Here is a 16,339-nt window from a genome sequence, read left to right as displayed (position 1 = left end):
TCAAGGAGTTAATTCTTTGATTATTCCCAAATCTTTCGTATATATTGTAAATCGGAAAGAAGTAAGAGATTTCCTCAAACCAACATTCTTTTTACTTGCTGATTGTGGCAAAGCGTGGAGCTATGTGTTGCTTGAAATGATAATTTTTGCTAGGCAAAAAGGCATTACAGCCCAAACCTATAATGATTGATAAAAAATTTTGATTTATTTGACTTTTCCCCTAATAATTTAAGCAAAGAAGAGTTAGAAATTAGACTTAAAATTAAAAAACACAAAATCAATTTATTAGATTTGGCAGAATGTTTTAGAGGCGGAAGTTTTCAAAATAAAATCCAAAAAAACAAAAGCAAAGATTCTTATGAGGTTTTGGGTGGAAAAGAGATTCAAAGATATACTATTGTAGGTATAAAAGGCTATGTTCGTAAGGATTTCATAAATAATGAATCCAACAATATCAGTAAATTTAAAACTAGTTGGCGAAGGTTCTTATGCCCAAGTTTTTAAATATAAATATGAGTTTTATAATAAATATTTTGTATTAAAACGAGCAAAAAGCGGATTAAGTGAAAAAGAGCTGAAAAGATTTAGACTTGAATTTGACACAATGAAATCATTTAATAATCCCTATATATTGGAAGTTTATTCGTTTAATCCTCAAAGAAATGAATATGTTATGGAATATGCTGATTTTGCCCTGAGGTCTTATATTGATAAACATAACAATAGCTTAGAAATGCAAATAAGGAAAAATATAGGCTTACAAATTATCAAAGCCTTATAAGTATATCTTTTTAAAGATATACTCCATAGAGACATAAGTTCAAATAATATTTTATTTAAAAAATATGATAACGATTTACTTGTGGTAAAAATTTCTGATTTTGGATTAGTTAAAATACCAAATAGTGAATTAACAAATGAAAATACAGAAATTAAGGGTTCTTTTAATGATTGTTCGGATTTATCAAGGGTGGGTTTTGATGGCTATGCTAAACACCATGAAATATTTGCATTAACTCGCATTTTGTTCTTTGTGTTAGCAGGAAAAACTAATAACAATGGGATAAAATATTCTTTTCTTGATAAAGAAATAAGCGGAAATATAGGGGAAAGATACAAAACATTAGATGAATTAGAAAAAGCTTTTTTGGATTATTGCAGTCAATGCGATAAACAAAAACTAAAGGATTCCAAAGATTCCACCATAAATCAAAACCAATTCTTTCATATATTAGTTTTACGACTTGATTAGCAATGCGACAAAATCATAAAGCCCATAATCAAGCTTTTGTGACTGCCCTTATCGTTTCTATCACTCCACAGGATTATCGGGATTATCTGGGTCATAGATTTTATGCGTTTTGCTAGGGATAATCTCGCTTTTTGTCTCTATCGGTGATGAGGTAAATCTCCTTTTTCAAGCCATTATCTTTGGTAAAATGGCTCATCGCCGTAATAAGTGCGCAATTTACCATTTTACTCGAGCCTCTTTTTGTTGGCAAAGCGTTCACATCATTGATAAAATCTCCAATATGAATCACATCATCAAAATCCTTGACATCATACGAACTAAAGGTTACGAGCTTGATTTTAGCATAAGCCTCGCCGATTTCATCTTTAAAGATATGTTTTACCAAAAAGCACGATTTAGAGCAATTAATGCCATATCACTAGATTCACATTGGTTTAGAACCCTGCTCATAGGCTTCAAGTTTGGCTAAAAGCTCCTCTGCATTGCAAAACTCATTCTCTTTTTTCTCATCACTGCCCCATTTTGCTTGGAGATAAGGAATTTTAGCATTACGCGCTGCTCCCTCATCTTTGGCGCAATTCCCTACAAACACACTTTGCGTAAAAGGTGCAGATTCTAAAATCTTATAAATCATCATCGGGCTGGGCTTGGATTCTATGCTTGAATTCGTGCCGATGATACTATCAAAATATTCCGCGATATTGTGTCTCGCTAAAATAGGTTGAAGCCCATCGTGTGGGGCATTAGAAGCGAGAGCTAAGAAGTAGTTTTTTGTCTTGCAAGATGCAAGCATTTCGCGCACCCCTTTAAACAATACTGCTTGCTCATAATGCTTTTTAAAATATGTTTCAAAGCCGACTTTATAACTTCTATGCGGAAAATTCTCTATCTCATAAAAGACTTTCGCACAATCTATGCCGGGCGTATGAATCGCGTGCTGGATAGTAGATTTGGGAAGTGGAGGGAGATGTCTATCATGGCGAATCTCCGCAATGGCTGCACAAATAGAATCCTCGCTATCAAGCAGCGTCCCGTCCATATCAAAGATGACATTTAGCATTGTAGCTCCTTTGGCGTGTTTATTGTTGGATTTGGTGGTTTATGGCATTATAGACTAAATGGGGTAAGAAATGACTGATTGTGGTTATCTTAACTTGTCATTTTATCTTATTTTATTGTTCTAAAAGCTTCAGCGGAAGAAGCGTTTTAAGCTCTTGTTTCTTAAGTTTTTTATAAAATTGCCGAATGAGTTTAAAATTAAAATAAAAGGAGTGGGGAATGAAAGCAAATGAAAATAATTTTGGTTTTATGGAGCAAGAATCTTTGATTGAAATTCCATTCTTTCAAAGGGCATATGTATGGGAGGAAGAGCAGTGGGAGCAACTTCTTGAAGACTTGAGAGATAGCTACGCAAATAAGAGGGAGCATTTTTTAGGGTCTGTTGTGCTCAAGCAACTTTCTACGAGTGCAGGAGAGGGGACAAAGAGAAGCTTGATTGACGGGCAACAAAGATTGACGACATTTTCTATTCTGGTAAAGTCTTTATATGATAAATTGGAATCTGATGATAAAGTAGATTATGCAAATTATTTATTTAAGAAACCGACTAAGGAAAAAAGTCCAAAAATTCAGCATTCTAAAATCGATAGAATTTCATTTAATGAAATTTTACAAGCGAAGGATTTTGCTTCTTTGCAAGATATTGAAAGATATAAAGAAGGTAAGCATAAGGGAAAGATAAAGGATAAATTAATTCGCTGTTATGAATATTTTACAGAGCAGATAAACAAAGAAAAATCCTATAAAGATTTTTTAAATTTTATTCTTAATTCTAAATTATGGGTAACTATTAATTTGGATACAAATGAAGATGAACAAAAAATATTCGACTCAATTAATACTGCAGGCTTAAAATTAACAGCAACTGATATTATCAAAAATGCACTTTTTGCAAAAGCTATGGAGTTAAATTCTGATTATGAAAGACTTTATCAAGAATATTGGGAGTGTTTATTTGAAACAAAAGAGAACAAAGAATTTTGGGAAGAAGAAGTTAGCACAGGAAGATTAAAAAGGGTGCAAAGTGAGATTTTCTTACACGCTTTTGCGATTATTGGAGGCTTTTTTGATGTTGAAAAGGATACTTTAGAAAATTTAAGTGATATTTATAAGACACAAATAAAAAATTTTGATACAAAGAAGCTAGAATCTTTTTTGAAAAAGATTAAAGAATATGCTTTGATTTATCAGAATTTCCCACACATCACAAAAGAAACTCCTTTGTGTTTTGTAAATGATGAGCAGCGTTTATTTCATATTTTAAATATCACAGATACAAACACTATAATGCCTTTAATCTTAGCTTTGAAATTGAAATTAAAAAATAAAGATGATGCACTGAAAGATTGCTTAAAATTATTAGAGATTTTTATTTTAACCCGTTGGTTGTGCAGTGAAAGTACAAAAGAGTATAATAAAATGTTTGCGAATATTACAAGAAAACTTGACATAAATAAACCTTTGGAATTTTTAAGGGATAATTTAAAAGATATTCCTAAAAAATATAAAATTGAAGATTGTTTAATGTCTAAAGATGATTATCTTGAAAACAAAAAAGCGGCATTAATTTTATTTTGGATAGAGCTTTATAGACGATACATTAATAAAGAAAAGCAAGATAGTATAGAGCTTTCTTACAAATGGACATTAGAACATCTTATGCCTGAATCTTGGGAAGAAAATTGGAGAAAAATTGCAAAAGATGAATTACACGCGGAGGATTTGATTTATCAAATAGGTAATATGACACTCCTAAAAGGTTCTCTTAATAGTTCAATCAAAAATGCCTCTTGGAAAATCAAGCTTGAGGGCGATGGCACTCGCAAGAATTGTATTAAAAATTGTGCTGATTTGCTTATCACTCGAGAAATACTTGATAAAAAGATATGGAATGAAGATAATATAAGAGAAAGAACACAAAAACTCATGCAAGATTTTTTCAAAATTTGGGATATAGAAGCTTTGCAAAATAAAAATCAAAAGGAGAGCCAATGGTGAGGGTATTATTAATATGTTTAGGTTTATTATTCATTGCGGGTTGTGCAGCTGTTTTAAAGCCCGTAGAGGTAAAAAGATTTGGGGATATAAGTAGTTATAAATATGCCTTTGTAGGGCAGACACAAATTTTAAATTCTAGTGTGGGGAGTGGCTATGTGGGATATGGGACAAGTGGAGGATATTCTTACAGCCTATCTAAAAGTATTAATCCGACAGATATTATCTCTGGTATTTTAATGAAAAAGGGATTTATCATTGTAGAGAATATCACTAATCCTACTCAAACACTTGTGGTTAAATATGGACAAGGAGGCAGAAGAGATGTGGGGTTTGGTTATACGCTTGAAGTATCTATTCAGATTCTTAATGCTAAAACTCAAGAGCCTGTATTTATTTGCACCGCTGAAGGACAAGGAGATACAGAAGCCGATGATATAAGAATAGCTATCACAAGATGTTTGGAAGACTTATAAAAATTAGTATTAATATTTAAATTTTGCAGGAACTCTTATGCACCCCTCCCAACTCGCACAGACCAACCAACAAAAAGCTTTTGCGATTATCGAAGAATGCCAAATCAAGCAGGCTTGGCAAAGTATCGGTGCGCAAATTAACCTTATTGGTTCGCTCAAAATGGGTTTGCTCGCCAAACATCGTGATATTGACTTTCATATCTATACACCACAACTGAATATTGCACAAAGTTTTGCCGCTATCGCAAAAATTGCGAGCAACCCTCGCATTACTCATATACAATATCGCAATCTTTTAGACCAAGAAGATAATTGCCTAGAATGGCACGCGTGGTATCAAGACACGCAAGAATGGCAAATTGATATGATTCATATCGTGCAAGGCAGCAAATATGCAGGATATTTTGAAAAACAAGCAGAAGCAATCCTTGCAATAATGAGTACAGAACAAAAAGAGACGATTCTTAAACTCAAATATGAAATACCTGATGAAACACATATTGCAGGAATAGAAATTTATCAGGCAGTGATAGAGGGAAATGTCAAAACTCTTGAAGAACTCTTGCAATGGAGGGCAAATCACCCACAACAGGGAATTATCGAATGGATACCCTAAAAACTTTAGAATCTCATTTCTGAAACAAATAGGCTATAATGCCAAAATACAAAATCTTATAAAAAGCACACAAAATAAGTGTTCCAAATTTGAAAGATATAAAAGGCAAAACAAACAATGGCAACAACACAAAATCTAGCAAAAACCCTCTTCAAATCCGCCGACAAACTCCGCAAAAACATAGACGCAGCAGAATACAAGCATATCGTGCTTGGGCTGGTGTTTTTGAAATATATTAGTGATAGTTTTCAAGTTATCTTTGACATCGTGCAAAATGAGGGTGGAGACACAGAAGATAGAGACGAATACCATGCGCATAATGCGTTTTTTGTCCCGCCAAAATCGCGGTGGGATTATATTATGAGCCAAGCTAAACAAAGCAATATTGGCACAATTTTAGATAAAGCAATGCAAGAAATTGAACAAGAAAATGCAAGCCTCAAAGGCGTTTTGCCCAAAGTTTATGCCAAAGAAAATCTTGATTCTATCGCACTTGGTGGGTTGATTGATTTACTCTCAAACCAATCCTTGCAGGGTGATAGTGTCCATAATAACGACATTTTGGGGCATATCTTTGAATATTTTTTGGGTGAGTTTGCACTAAGTGAGGGCAAAAAAGGCGGGCAATTCTACACGCCAAAGAGTGTCGTAGAACTGCTTGTCGCGTGCTTAGAACCCTACAAAGGGCGCGTGTTTGACCCATGTTGTGGCAGCGGGGGAATGTTTGTGCAAAGTGAAGCTTTTGTGCAAAGTCATCAAGGCAAGATTGATGATATTTCAATCTATGGACAAGAGAGCAACCAAACCACTTGGCGACTTGCGAAAATGAATCTCGCCATTCGACAGATTGATTCTTCACAGGTTGAATGGAATAGCGAGGGAAGTTTTCTTAATGACGCACATAAAGACTTAAAAGCTGATTTTATTATCGCTAATCCGCCTTTTAATGATTCTGATTATGGCGGTGAGTTGCTAGAAAATGACGGGCGTTGGAAGTTTGGAATACCACCAAGCGGAAATGCTAATTATGCGTGGATTCAGCATTTCATCTACCACCTCGCCCCACAAGGCAGAGCTGGGTTTGTGCTTGCCAAAGGCTCGCTAACAAGCAACACAAGCAGCGAAGGGCAGATTCGCAAAAATCTTATCGAATCTAATTTGATAGAATGTATTATCAATCTCCCTGCAAAGCTTTTCTTAAATACCCAAATCCCCGCGTGTTTGTGGTTTATTAGACGCGGCAAAAACCACCCAAACACACTTTTTATAGACGCACGCAATTGTGGGCAACTCATTAACCGCAAAAACAGAATCTTATGCCAAAAAGATATAGAAACTATCGCAGAGACTTACCATAAATGGCAAAACAATGCGGGATATGAAGACATCAAGGGATTTTGCAAGAGTGCAAGCATTGAAGAGATTGCAAAGCTTGGGTTTGTCCTCACGCCCGGACGCTATGTTGGTTTGGCTGAAGATGAGCAAGATTTTGACTTTGAAAGCGAGTTTTCGCGGCTCAAAACCGAGCTTGAAAAGCAGATTGCGCAGGAGCAGATTTTGAGCGAGAAAATCTTGCAAAACCTAGCATTGCTGGGCGGTGAAAACAAGTAGCCAGTTTATGTTATAATGCTTAAAGATGGTTTTGCAAGGTAGATTTAAGCGAGGAAATCCATAAAAAGAATCTATAATGAGACTTTCAGAAATGGGATTTTATTAAGTAAGGATTAGTTAGATAAAATAGTGAAAAAGAAATTCAGAGTATCCTCTCACTAAGGAGCACCCGCCATTCATGGCAGTAAGACCTCTGAATTAGCGAGATTATAGCAAAGCAAAGATAAATACAATATTAATAAGGAAATTGCGATGAGTAATTTTAGTTTAGAATCTCAAAACTTACACAAGATAAAAGAACTTTTTACTCATTATTCACATTTATTAACGCCTGATTTTGAAAACCGCATCAAGCAAAGTATAAGGGTTTTACATCATCGATACTTATGGGGAGCATGCAAAGAAACGCAAAAAATATTAGCGAAATACCCTACTGATAATCTTTTTGATACGATTATGAATATCTACAATAAAAGACGCAAAGAGCATCAAGCTAAATTTTTACTTCTGCATTGCTTTGAAAACGCCTTGCGTAGCACATTAGCAGTAGAAATCGCAAATCTATACAACAATGACAAAGACGATTGGTTTCTGAAATCTCAAAGCCAAAATGCAAAGGAAAACAGACTTTTAAAGCAAATTGCAGACATTACGCACAAAAGACATTTACAAATCTCTGACTTTCAAAATACTTTTGATGTTTTTGACATATTTTCCTTAGGGGATTTAAAGCAAATTTTAGCCAATCATTGGAGCGAACTTTCTTCATTATTCACAGAATCCAAAGAATACAAAAGCCAACCACTCCCAAGCTATGGCACAAGAGCACATTTGATAGACAAAATCGACCAAATCCGCAACGCAAGAAATGAGATTTTTCACAATAAGCCGACCAAAATACGATTTCAAAAAGATTTAGAAATCTTGCTTTTGCGTTTAGGATATAACCTCTACGATGCTACGAATATAGGGGAGATTCAAAGCTGCATTGCATTACAATATCATTATGATAATTAGGAACAATGGTGAATAAAATGACTTTGTGCAATGAAAATCTTACAAACTTCTTCGAATCGCTCCATAAAGAGGAATGGAGGGAAGTAAGGTTGGGGGAAGTGGGTAAAGTGATTACAGGTAAAACACCCTCACAAAATAACCCACAAGATTGGGGAGATTCTATGCTATTTATTACTCCCACAGACTATAAAAACTATTGCAAGTATGCTTCAGATTCGGCAAGAAAAATTTCTAATGAGGGCGTAGATAGATTTTCAAGAATTGTTTTGCCTCCAAATTCAGTTTTAGTAACTTGTATTGGTTCAGATATGGGAAAAGTAGCAATAAATAAAGTGCAAGCCATAACAAATCAGCAAATCAATGCTATTATCCCTAACAATATGATAAACTATAACTTTTTATATTATTCTCTGGTTGATATGTATCCTATTTTAAGAATCTTTGGGACAGACGGAACGGCAGTTCCTATTTTAAATAAAAATGATTTTGAAAGCCTAACAATCTCCCTCCCGCCTCTCCCAATCCAAAACCAAATCGCGGAGATTTTAAGTAGCTTTGATGACAAAATCGACTTACTCCACCGCCAAAACCAAACCTTAGAATCCCTCGCCCTCACTCTCTTCCGCCATCACTTTATAGAGAATCCCAACTGCAATGAATGGGAGAAAACAACACTAGAGAATATATGTCTTAAAATTCAGTCAGGAGGGACACCTTCTACCAAACAACATTCTTATTATGGTGGAAACATAAATTGGTATTCAACCAAAGAATTAAATGATAATTTTCTATTTAAAAGTATTCAACAAATTACAGATGAGGGCTTGAATAATTCATCTGCCAAATTATTCCCCAAAGATTCGGTTATAATTGCTATTTATGCAAGCCCAACGGTGGGGAGGCTTGGAATCTTAACTCAAGAATCGGCTTTTAATCAAGCGGCTTGCGGTTTGGTGGTTGATGAGACAAAAAGTAGTAAGGAGTTTGTCTTTTTATTTTTGAAAAATGAAAGGGAAAACTTAAACCTATTAGCTTCGGGTTCAGCGCAACAGAATCTTAATGTAGAAAAAATAAAAAATTATCCCTTGCTTCTACCTGACAAAGAAACACTTGATTATTTTCAGATTCAGGCTAAGGGATTTTTTGATAAAATATCCCACAATGCAAAAGAGATTCTAGCCCTCGAACAAATGCGAGATTTGGTTTTATCAAAAATTTTTAATGAAAAAATGGAGGTGCGAAGTGAGTAAAACAAATGGAAATATCTTATCTTCTAATCAAGTCGAAGTAGATACCAATTCTTATTGCAAATTATTACATGATATTTCGACAGATGAATTATTTGATGGATTGCTTGGATATGGATTATTTGCAGAAAAAATTCCTCCATTTTTGACTGCCGAGTATTTTTTAGATTTTTGTAAAGATGAAAATAATACTAATGGATTAAAAGCTTATAAAAAAGCTCATAAATATGTTAATTACCAAAATATTAGAAATACCAATATCCCTAGAATTCTAGGAATACCGAACCCTTTTGCATACTATTATCAATGTAAGATTTTATCCAAAAATTGGGATAAGTTACTTAAACATTTTAAAGAGAAAACACAAGAACAAAAACACAAAATAAGCAGGATTCATATAAGAAAGCTTAAAGACAAAAAACATCTTTTTGAAATGAATTATAAAAACTTTGAAGTTGATGATTATCCAGAACCAAACCTATTGATAGGTAAAAAATATTTGGTAAAGGCGGACATATCAAATTGTTTCCCGAGTATATACACACATGCTATAGCTTGGGCTTTAACTGAAAAATCTACAGCTAAAGAATGTAGAAGGGATAATAACAAATATTTTAATCAAATAGATGAAGCTACACGAAATTTAAAAGATTCGGAAACACATGGAATATTAATAGGTTGTCATTCATCAAATCTCATTTCGGAGATTATTTTAACTGCTATTGACAAAGAAATGTACAATAAAAATTATAGCTATATTAGAAATATTGATGATTATGATTGCTATGTTGAAACAATGGAAAAAGCTGAACAATTTTTGATTGATTTGTCTATGGAATTAAGAAAATATGATTTAACATTAAACCTCAAAAAAACAAAAATACTTTCATTGCCTATAGCTTCTACTGAACATTGGGTAAGAAAGTTAAATTTATTTTTATTTCACAACCAATATCCTAAAGATGATACAGAGAAAAATAATGAAATTGATTTTTGCACCACAAGAGCATATTTAGATACAGCACTTGATTTAACGGCTCAAAATAATGAAAATAGTGCGATATTAAAATATGCAATAAAAGTCATAGCAAAAAAGAAACTGTCTTTTAGAGCTACACAATATTTTATAAATACCATTCATCATTTGGTATTAATCTATCCATATTTAATTGGAATGATAGATGAATATGTCTTTTCAATATTTAAATTACCACAAAATACAATAAAAGCAATAGCAACAAATATCTTTGAATTTGGAAAAAAAAATGCTTTTGAAGCAATGAGTTATGCCCTATATTTTGCGTTAAAATATAATTTTAAGATTCGGGATAATTTATTTGAAATTGTTGAGAAAACTGATGACGCTGTTTTGTTACTATTAGCATACTTGCATGATAAAAAATTTATAGGTAATTCAGCTGTAAAAAATTATCAAAAATTAGCAAAATCATTTACTGATAATATTGATGAATATTGGTTGTTTGTATATGAAGTATTAGATGAAAAATCTCTTAAAGATGACTGGAAAACAATTAAACAAAAAGGTGTATCTTTCATTAAAAAAGACTTTTTAAGTGATGCAACATCTTAATCATTGGTCGTGGAAGAAACAGAAGAAGGAAAACCCCATGCAAAACCCACTCAATAAATCAACATAGAATCCCCACTCTTTAAGCTTTTCAAAGATGTGAGATACACTCTTGCAAGAGTTTTTGGGGTAAGATATAGATTTAGTGCGAATCGATTCGCACCTCCAAAATCACCAAACACAACGAAAGGAAAAATAATGCCCACCAACCCCCTCAACGAAAAAGCCATAGAATATCTACTCCTTGAGCATTTGGCAACTCTAGGCTATCAATGCAAGAGTGGCAAAGATTTAGAGCGCACAAGCAGCGAGTGGGTGTTAGAAAATGTCTTTAGAGAAGCGGTGCATAGGATTAATTTGAGTGCAGATTCTAAGACTTTTTGCAATCTCAACCTAAACACCGAAACACAAGAACGCTTACTTGATGAGGCATTGCAAAAGCTCAAAGCCCTTGAAAATATTGAACTTTTAGAGGCAAATGCCAAATGCACCGCTTATCTCACACGCGGAATCCCGCTTGAAGTGTTTTTCGAGGGTGAGACGCGGGGCATTCTCTTACACCTGATTGATTTTGAGAATCTAGCAAATAATACCTTTGTCGCGTGTAACCAACTATATTTTCATGCGCAAATGCCAAAACAACCGGATATTGTGCTGTTTGTGAATGGTTTGCCCTTAGTCGTCTGTGAGATTAAAAATCCTCTCGACTTAAACGCGACTTTAGAAAGTGCGTATCAGCAGATTCAAACTTACAAAGCACAGATTCCACATCTCTTTATCCCAAATCTTTTGTGTGTGCTAAGCGATGGGCTAAATAGTAAGGTTGGGAGTTTAAGCGCAGATTTTACGCGATTTATGCGATGGCGAAGCGAGGATAAATCGCTCTCCATAGAAATCCTTGAGGTTTTAAAACCTCGCACGCTCTTAGAGATTTTGCGCTTTTTTGTCGTGTTTGAAAAGCAAATTTTGAGCGACAAATCGGGTATATCAACCATGCAAATCATTAAAAAAATTGCTGCATATCACCAATATTATGCAGTGCAAAAGGCAATAGAATCAGTCAAAATTGCAATGTGTAATGATAAAAGAGGCGGGGTGGTTTGGCACACACAAGGCAGCGGCAAGAGCCTTACAATGGTGTTTTTTAGTGCAAAGGCGATTGCAACTTTTGGAAACCCGACATTACTAATCATCACCGATAGAAACGACCTTGATGAGCAACTCTATCAGACCTTTGCAAAATCAAAAGAGCTTTTACGCACAGAACCCATAATGGCAACAAGCACAGAAGATTTAAAAACAAAACTCAAAAGAGCAAGTGGGGGCGTTATCTTTAGCACGATTCAAAAATTTAGAAGCGAAAGTGAGAGCTTTGAACTTTTGAGTATGCGAGAAAATATTATTGTCTTGTGCGATGAAGCCCATAGAAGCCAATATGGCTTTGAGGCAAGGTTAAATGACGAGGCACAGCTCCGCTATGGTTATGCTAAATATTTGCGAGATGCTTTGCCAAATGCGACTTATCTAGGTTTTAGCGGCACACCCATAGAAAAAGCAGACGCAGACACGCGGCGCGTTTTTGGAGAATATATTGATATTTATGATATTGCTAGAGCGGTAGAAGACAATGCCACGGTGAAGATTTATTATGAAAGTCGGTTGGTTAAAATTGGGCTTAGTGTTGAGGGGCAAGAGATATTAAAAGAGCTTGATTCTAAGTTGATTGCAAATGAGGAACAAGACAAAATCAACGCCAAAGCCACGCGACTTTGTGAGATTGTTGGTGCAAAAAAGCGGCTTGAGGTTGTAGCAAAAGATATTGTTGCACATTTTAGTAAAAGGCAAGAGGTGTTAAGAGGAAAAGCAATGATTGTTTGTATGAACCGAGAGATTGCGGCTTCTTTGTATGATGAAATCATTGCTTTAATGCCCTCTTGGCATCATGAATTTTATCAAAAAGGCAAACTCAAAGTTATCATCACTGCAAATAGTGATGATGGTGTAAAGCTCGCCAAACACCACACGACCAAAGAACAAAGAAGCGAGATTGCAAAGAGGTTTAAAGATATTGATGATGAGTTAGAATTAGTCATTGTCTGCGATATGTGGCTTACAGGTTTTGATGTGCCACCTTTGCATACGCTCTATATGGATAAATTTTTAAGTGGGCATAATCTTATGCAAGCCATTGCAAGGGTGAATCGTGTGTATAAAGACAAGCCCGCTGGGCTAGTTGTAGATTATCTAGGAATCGCAAATGAGTTAAAGAACGCACTAGATTTTTATACCCAAAGCGGTGGCAAGGGTGAGTTTGTGGAGGATAAAGACAAAGCTATTGCAAAAATGCAAGAAAACTATGAGATTCTTTTGCAAATGCTTTGTGGCATTAACCCTTTGGAATATTTCAATCTCTCCACTCAAGACAAACTCGCTTTTATCGCCCAAACTCTCGAATCTATCCTTGCACAAGACAATGGCAAAAAACGATTTTTAGACTTTGCAACAAGGCTTTTAAAAGCATATATTATGGCATTGCCTTGTGCAGAAGCAGAGAATCTAGCAAGGGGTGTTGCGTTTTTTGATTTGATAAAAAGAAGTTTAAAGAAATATGAGCAAGAAGAGGAGAGTAAGGCTCAAATTTCGCAAAGCGCAATCAAGCAAATCATTAATGATGCGATTGTGAGCGATGGGGTGATTGATTTATTAGAATCTTCGGGGATTTCAAAACCAAATCTCTGCATTTTATCAGAAGAATTTTTAAGTGAAATTGCACATCATCGACACAAAAACCTTGCCTTGCAAACTTTGCAAAAGATTTTAAATGATGAACTCTCTGCACGACTGAAAAATACAATCTCGGCTCAAAGTCTTATGGAGCGGCTCAAAAAGACAATGCACAAATATCAAAACAATCTCATTAGCGTGAGTGAAGCGATAGAAGAGCTGATTTCCCTAAGCAAAGAACTCATATTAAATGAGAAACAAAAGCAAGATTTGGGGCTAAAAGATTATGAATATGCCTTTTATGAAGCTGTCGCACAAAATGAAAGCGCAAGAGAGCTAATGAGCAAAGGTAACCTCAAAGAACTTGCCATTGCTATTTTTAATACACTCAAGCAAAATATCACCCTTGATTGGCAACACAAAGAGAGCGTGCGGGCAAAGCTGCGTGTGGCGGTTAAAAGAGTGCTTAAAAAATATGGCTATCCGCCAGATATGCAAAAACTCGCGGTGGATAGGGTGATTGAACAAGCCGAACTTGTAGCGGAAGAACTATCTAAACTTTAATATCAAGGAGCAACCCCATGCAACTCACACCCGAAGAACAAAGCAAATTAGAAGAGCTTTGTGCAATGTCGTTTGATATGGCAAGAAATAATGACTTTCAAAACCTAGAAACCTTGCTCAAAAATGGATTAAATCCAAACCTCACAAATCATAAAGGGGATTCTTTGCTGATGCTTGCAAGCTATCATAATAGCCTAGAGTGTGTCAAACTGCTATTACAATACAAAGCTGAAGTGGATAAAGCTAATGATAAAAACCTTACCCCGCTTTCGGGTGTATGCTATAAAGGCTATGCAGAAATTGCGCGTCTTCTTTTAGAAAATGGAGCAAACCCCGATTTTAAGAATCCTATGGGAATGACGCCTTATGACTTTGCGATTATGTTTCGCAGAAAAGAAATTTTAGAGCTTCTTGCCAAATATTCCAATAGAAAAATAGGCTTTTTTAAAAAGCTTTGGGCGGGGGGATTTTAGCGATTTTTCTGTGTTTGTAGAATCCAAAAGGATTCCGCAAACTGCATTTATAGCCCCAAAAGTTCTTTTACTCTCTTGCCATAAGCGGGGTCGGCTTTAGTAAAATGTTCAATTTGTCGCTTACAAATCTCCGCTGGGACTCCTTCCATTGCTTCTTTGATATTTTGGCATAGGACTTCCTTTTGGCTTTCACTCATTAAACGATACAAATCCCCCGCTTGACTAAAATGATCCTCCTCATATTCGCGATGATTATATCTATCCATTGTATCGCCTTCTTGTATGTGCAGAGGTGGTTCAATCGCATTCATATCTTCTTTATAATCTCCATAAATGCTTGGATTGTAGTTCCTTGCTCCGCCAAATTTGCCCATTTGCATCAACCCATCTCGGTGTGTATTGGAAACAGGCGCAATAGAAGCATTTATGGGAAGCTGGGAGTGGTTGATTCCTAAGCGGTATCTTTGTGTGTCCCCATAGCTAAAAAGTCTTCCTTGTAGCATTTTATCTGGGCTATACCCAACTCCCGGGACAATATTTGCTGGATTAAAGGCTGCTTGTTCCACCTCTGCAAAATAATTTTCTGGGTTTTTGTTTAACTCTAAAATTCCCACTTCAATTAGCGGATAATCTTTGTGTGACCAAACTTTCGTTAAATCAAAGGGATTGACTTTGTAGTTGGCTGCGTCAATTTCTGGCATAATCTGCACGCAGAATCTCCATTTGGGAAAATTCCCTTTTTCAATGTTTTCAAACAAGTCTCTTTGGTGGGATTCTCTATCTTTAGCGACGATTGCCTCTGCTTCTTTGTTGGTGAGATTGTGGATTCCTTGCATACTCTTAAAGTGAAATTTCACCCAAAATCGCTCATTATTCGTATTGATAAAGCTATAAGTGTGGCTACCAAAGCCGTGCATTTCTCTATAACTTCGCGGGATTCCTCTATCGCTCATTAGAATGGTTACTTGGTGCAGGGATTCGGGATGCAAGCTCCAAAAATCCCATGCAGCCGTAGCACTTCTTAAGTTGGTCTTTGGATCTCTTTTTTGTGTATGGATAAAATCTGGAAATTTCATTGCGTCTTTAATGAAAAATACGGGCGTATTATTTCCCACAATATCCCAGTTACCTTCATTGGTGTAGAGTTTTAATGCGAATCCTCGCACATCGCGTTCTGCATCTGCTGCGCCTCTTTCTCCCGCAACGGTGGAAAATCTTAAAAATGCTTTAGTTTTCTTGCCCACAGAACTAAAAATATTTGCTTTGGAGTATTGCGTAATATCCTGCGTGATGGTTAGCTCACCATAAGCAGCACTTCCTTTGGCATGAACTACGCGTTCTGGGATTCTTTCTCTATCAAAATGCGCTAATTTCTCCAAAAGCCAAGTATCTTGCAAAAGCGTAGGACCTCTTTTGCCAGCTGTAAGGGAATTTTGATTGTCTGCCAATGGCGTTCCGGTCGCTGTTGTTAGTTTTTGATTCATATTTTCTCCTTAAATGTTAATGAACGCACTAATTTTAGCATTTTATTATTAAAAGAGAATAATTATTAATAAATAAAAATTAGATATATCTATAAAATTATAAATATTAACATTTTTAAAAAAATATTTGAATCTTTCAACTCCCCTTAAGCTAACTTTGCTAAAATTCCATTTCCTTTTTTGCGCTAAAAATATTTTAGAGTGAAAAAGTAAATGTTCTTTAACTATTATTT

The 16,339-nt window shown here is 35.3% G+C and carries 15 protein-coding genes and 1 pseudogene; 12 read left to right on the top strand and 4 right to left on the bottom strand.

Going from position 1 to position 16,339, the window contains the following annotated elements; translation table 11 throughout:
• The first annotated feature begins 16 nt into the window (after positions 1 to 16).
• The 3 genes and pseudogenes from LS69_RS10465 to LS69_RS10860 all read left to right on the top strand — a co-directional run bounded on the left by LS69_RS10465 (position 17) and on the right by LS69_RS10860 (position 1,252).
• Complete coding sequence (locus LS69_RS10465) at positions 17 to 190, top strand: hypothetical protein (RefSeq protein WP_194145455.1); 174 nt, start codon at positions 17 to 19, stop codon at positions 188 to 190.
• Positions 187 to 504, top strand: coding sequence for a hypothetical protein (locus tag LS69_RS10865; protein WP_238699216.1), 318 nt, complete (start codon positions 187 to 189; stop codon positions 502 to 504). The genes LS69_RS10465 and LS69_RS10865 overlap by 4 nt, the downstream gene beginning before the upstream one ends.
• A pseudogene (locus LS69_RS10860) lies at positions 440 to 1,252 on the top strand (protein kinase family protein). Before LS69_RS10865 ends, LS69_RS10860 begins: the two are co-directional and overlap by 65 nt.
• Positions 1,253 to 1,364: 112 nt before the next feature.
• Here the strand turns inward: LS69_RS10860 and LS69_RS06620 are convergent.
• Together LS69_RS06620 and LS69_RS06615 are read right to left on the bottom strand one after the other, a co-directional pair.
• Positions 1,365 to 1,637 (bottom strand): hypothetical protein, encoded by a 273-nt coding sequence (locus tag LS69_RS06620; RefSeq protein ID WP_138123386.1) that lies wholly within the window; start codon positions 1,635 to 1,637, stop codon positions 1,365 to 1,367.
• Between the two features lie 39 nt (positions 1,638 to 1,676).
• Complete coding sequence (locus LS69_RS06615) at positions 1,677 to 2,312, bottom strand: HAD family hydrolase (RefSeq protein WP_138123384.1); 636 nt, start codon at positions 2,310 to 2,312, stop codon at positions 1,677 to 1,679.
• A 218-nt stretch (positions 2,313 to 2,530) separates the two neighbouring features.
• On the opposite strand from LS69_RS06615, the gene LS69_RS06610 reads away from it, so the two are divergent.
• The 9 genes from LS69_RS06610 to LS69_RS06570 all read left to right on the top strand — a co-directional run bounded on the left by LS69_RS06610 (position 2,531) and on the right by LS69_RS06570 (position 14,622).
• A complete protein-coding gene (locus LS69_RS06610; protein ID WP_138123382.1) occupies positions 2,531 to 4,309 on the top strand; it encodes a DUF262 domain-containing protein in 1,779 nt (592 codons plus the stop codon).
• Complete coding sequence (locus LS69_RS06605) at positions 4,303 to 4,782, top strand: DUF4136 domain-containing protein (protein ID WP_138123380.1); 480 nt, start codon at positions 4,303 to 4,305, stop codon at positions 4,780 to 4,782. Before LS69_RS06610 ends, LS69_RS06605 begins: the two co-directional genes overlap by 7 nt.
• A 37-nt stretch (positions 4,783 to 4,819) precedes the next feature.
• The gene (locus LS69_RS06600; RefSeq protein WP_138123378.1) at positions 4,820 to 5,398 is read left to right on the top strand and encodes a phosphoglycerate mutase family protein; all 579 of its coding nucleotides are present in this window, start codon (positions 4,820 to 4,822) and stop codon (positions 5,396 to 5,398) included.
• A gap of 117 nt (positions 5,399 to 5,515) precedes the next feature.
• The gene (locus tag LS69_RS06595) at positions 5,516 to 7,009 is read left to right on the top strand and encodes a class I SAM-dependent DNA methyltransferase (RefSeq protein WP_138123376.1); all 1,494 of its coding nucleotides are present in this window, start codon (positions 5,516 to 5,518) and stop codon (positions 7,007 to 7,009) included.
• Between the two features lie 252 nt (positions 7,010 to 7,261).
• Positions 7,262 to 8,026 (top strand): CAAX protease, encoded by a 765-nt coding sequence (locus LS69_RS06590; protein WP_138123374.1) that lies wholly within the window; start codon positions 7,262 to 7,264, stop codon positions 8,024 to 8,026.
• Positions 8,027 to 8,043: 17 nt separating this feature from the next.
• Entirely contained in the window at positions 8,044 to 9,276 is a 1,233-nt protein-coding gene (locus tag LS69_RS06585; protein ID WP_238699231.1) for a restriction endonuclease subunit S, read from the top strand.
• Entirely contained in the window at positions 9,269 to 10,864 is a 1,596-nt protein-coding gene (locus tag LS69_RS06580) for an RNA-directed DNA polymerase (protein WP_202978663.1), read from the top strand. The genes LS69_RS06585 and LS69_RS06580 overlap by 8 nt, the downstream gene beginning before the upstream one ends.
• Before the next feature lie 195 nt (positions 10,865 to 11,059).
• Entirely contained in the window at positions 11,060 to 14,149 is a 3,090-nt protein-coding gene (locus LS69_RS06575; RefSeq protein WP_138123368.1) for a type I restriction endonuclease subunit R, read from the top strand.
• Positions 14,150 to 14,166: 17 nt separating this feature from the next.
• Positions 14,167 to 14,622, top strand: coding sequence for an ankyrin repeat domain-containing protein (locus tag LS69_RS06570; RefSeq protein ID WP_138123366.1), 456 nt, complete (start codon positions 14,167 to 14,169; stop codon positions 14,620 to 14,622).
• Between the two features lie 47 nt (positions 14,623 to 14,669).
• Here the strand turns inward: LS69_RS06570 and LS69_RS06565 are convergent, their stop codons facing one another.
• Together LS69_RS06565 and LS69_RS10855 are read right to left on the bottom strand one after the other, a co-directional pair.
• Positions 14,670 to 16,106 (bottom strand): catalase, encoded by a 1,437-nt coding sequence (locus LS69_RS06565; protein ID WP_138123364.1) that lies wholly within the window; start codon positions 16,104 to 16,106, stop codon positions 14,670 to 14,672.
• Between the two features lie 48 nt (positions 16,107 to 16,154).
• The coding region (locus LS69_RS10855) for a hypothetical protein (RefSeq protein ID WP_238699214.1) at positions 16,155 to 16,339 on the bottom strand (185 nt) is incomplete at its 5' end.

This window comes from Helicobacter sp. MIT 05-5294 (genome assembly GCF_000765675.1).
Classification (GTDB): Bacteria; Campylobacterota; Campylobacteria; order Campylobacterales; family Helicobacteraceae; genus Helicobacter_D.
This window is presented reverse-complemented; position numbering and strand designations above follow the sequence as displayed.

Coding starts and splice junctions, on each gene's coding strand:
- LS69_RS06610 (WP_138123382.1), top strand. CDS start 2,531: ATGAAAGCAAATGAAAATAATTTTGGTTTTATGGAGCAAGAATCTTTG.
- LS69_RS06615 (WP_138123384.1), bottom strand. CDS start 2,312: ATGCTAAATGTCATCTTTGATATGGACGGGACGCTGCTTGATAGCGAG.
- LS69_RS06585 (WP_238699231.1), top strand. CDS start 8,044: ATGACTTTGTGCAATGAAAATCTTACAAACTTCTTCGAATCGCTCCAT.
- LS69_RS06565 (WP_138123364.1), bottom strand. CDS start 16,106: ATGAATCAAAAACTAACAACAGCGACCGGAACGCCATTGGCAGACAAT.
- LS69_RS06570 (WP_138123366.1), top strand. CDS start 14,167: ATGCAACTCACACCCGAAGAACAAAGCAAATTAGAAGAGCTTTGTGCA.
- LS69_RS06575 (WP_138123368.1), top strand. CDS start 11,060: ATGCCCACCAACCCCCTCAACGAAAAAGCCATAGAATATCTACTCCTT.
- LS69_RS06605 (WP_138123380.1), top strand. CDS start 4,303: ATGGTGAGGGTATTATTAATATGTTTAGGTTTATTATTCATTGCGGGT.
- LS69_RS06595 (WP_138123376.1), top strand. CDS start 5,516: ATGGCAACAACACAAAATCTAGCAAAAACCCTCTTCAAATCCGCCGAC.
- LS69_RS06590 (WP_138123374.1), top strand. CDS start 7,262: ATGAGTAATTTTAGTTTAGAATCTCAAAACTTACACAAGATAAAAGAA.
- LS69_RS06600 (WP_138123378.1), top strand. CDS start 4,820: ATGCACCCCTCCCAACTCGCACAGACCAACCAACAAAAAGCTTTTGCG.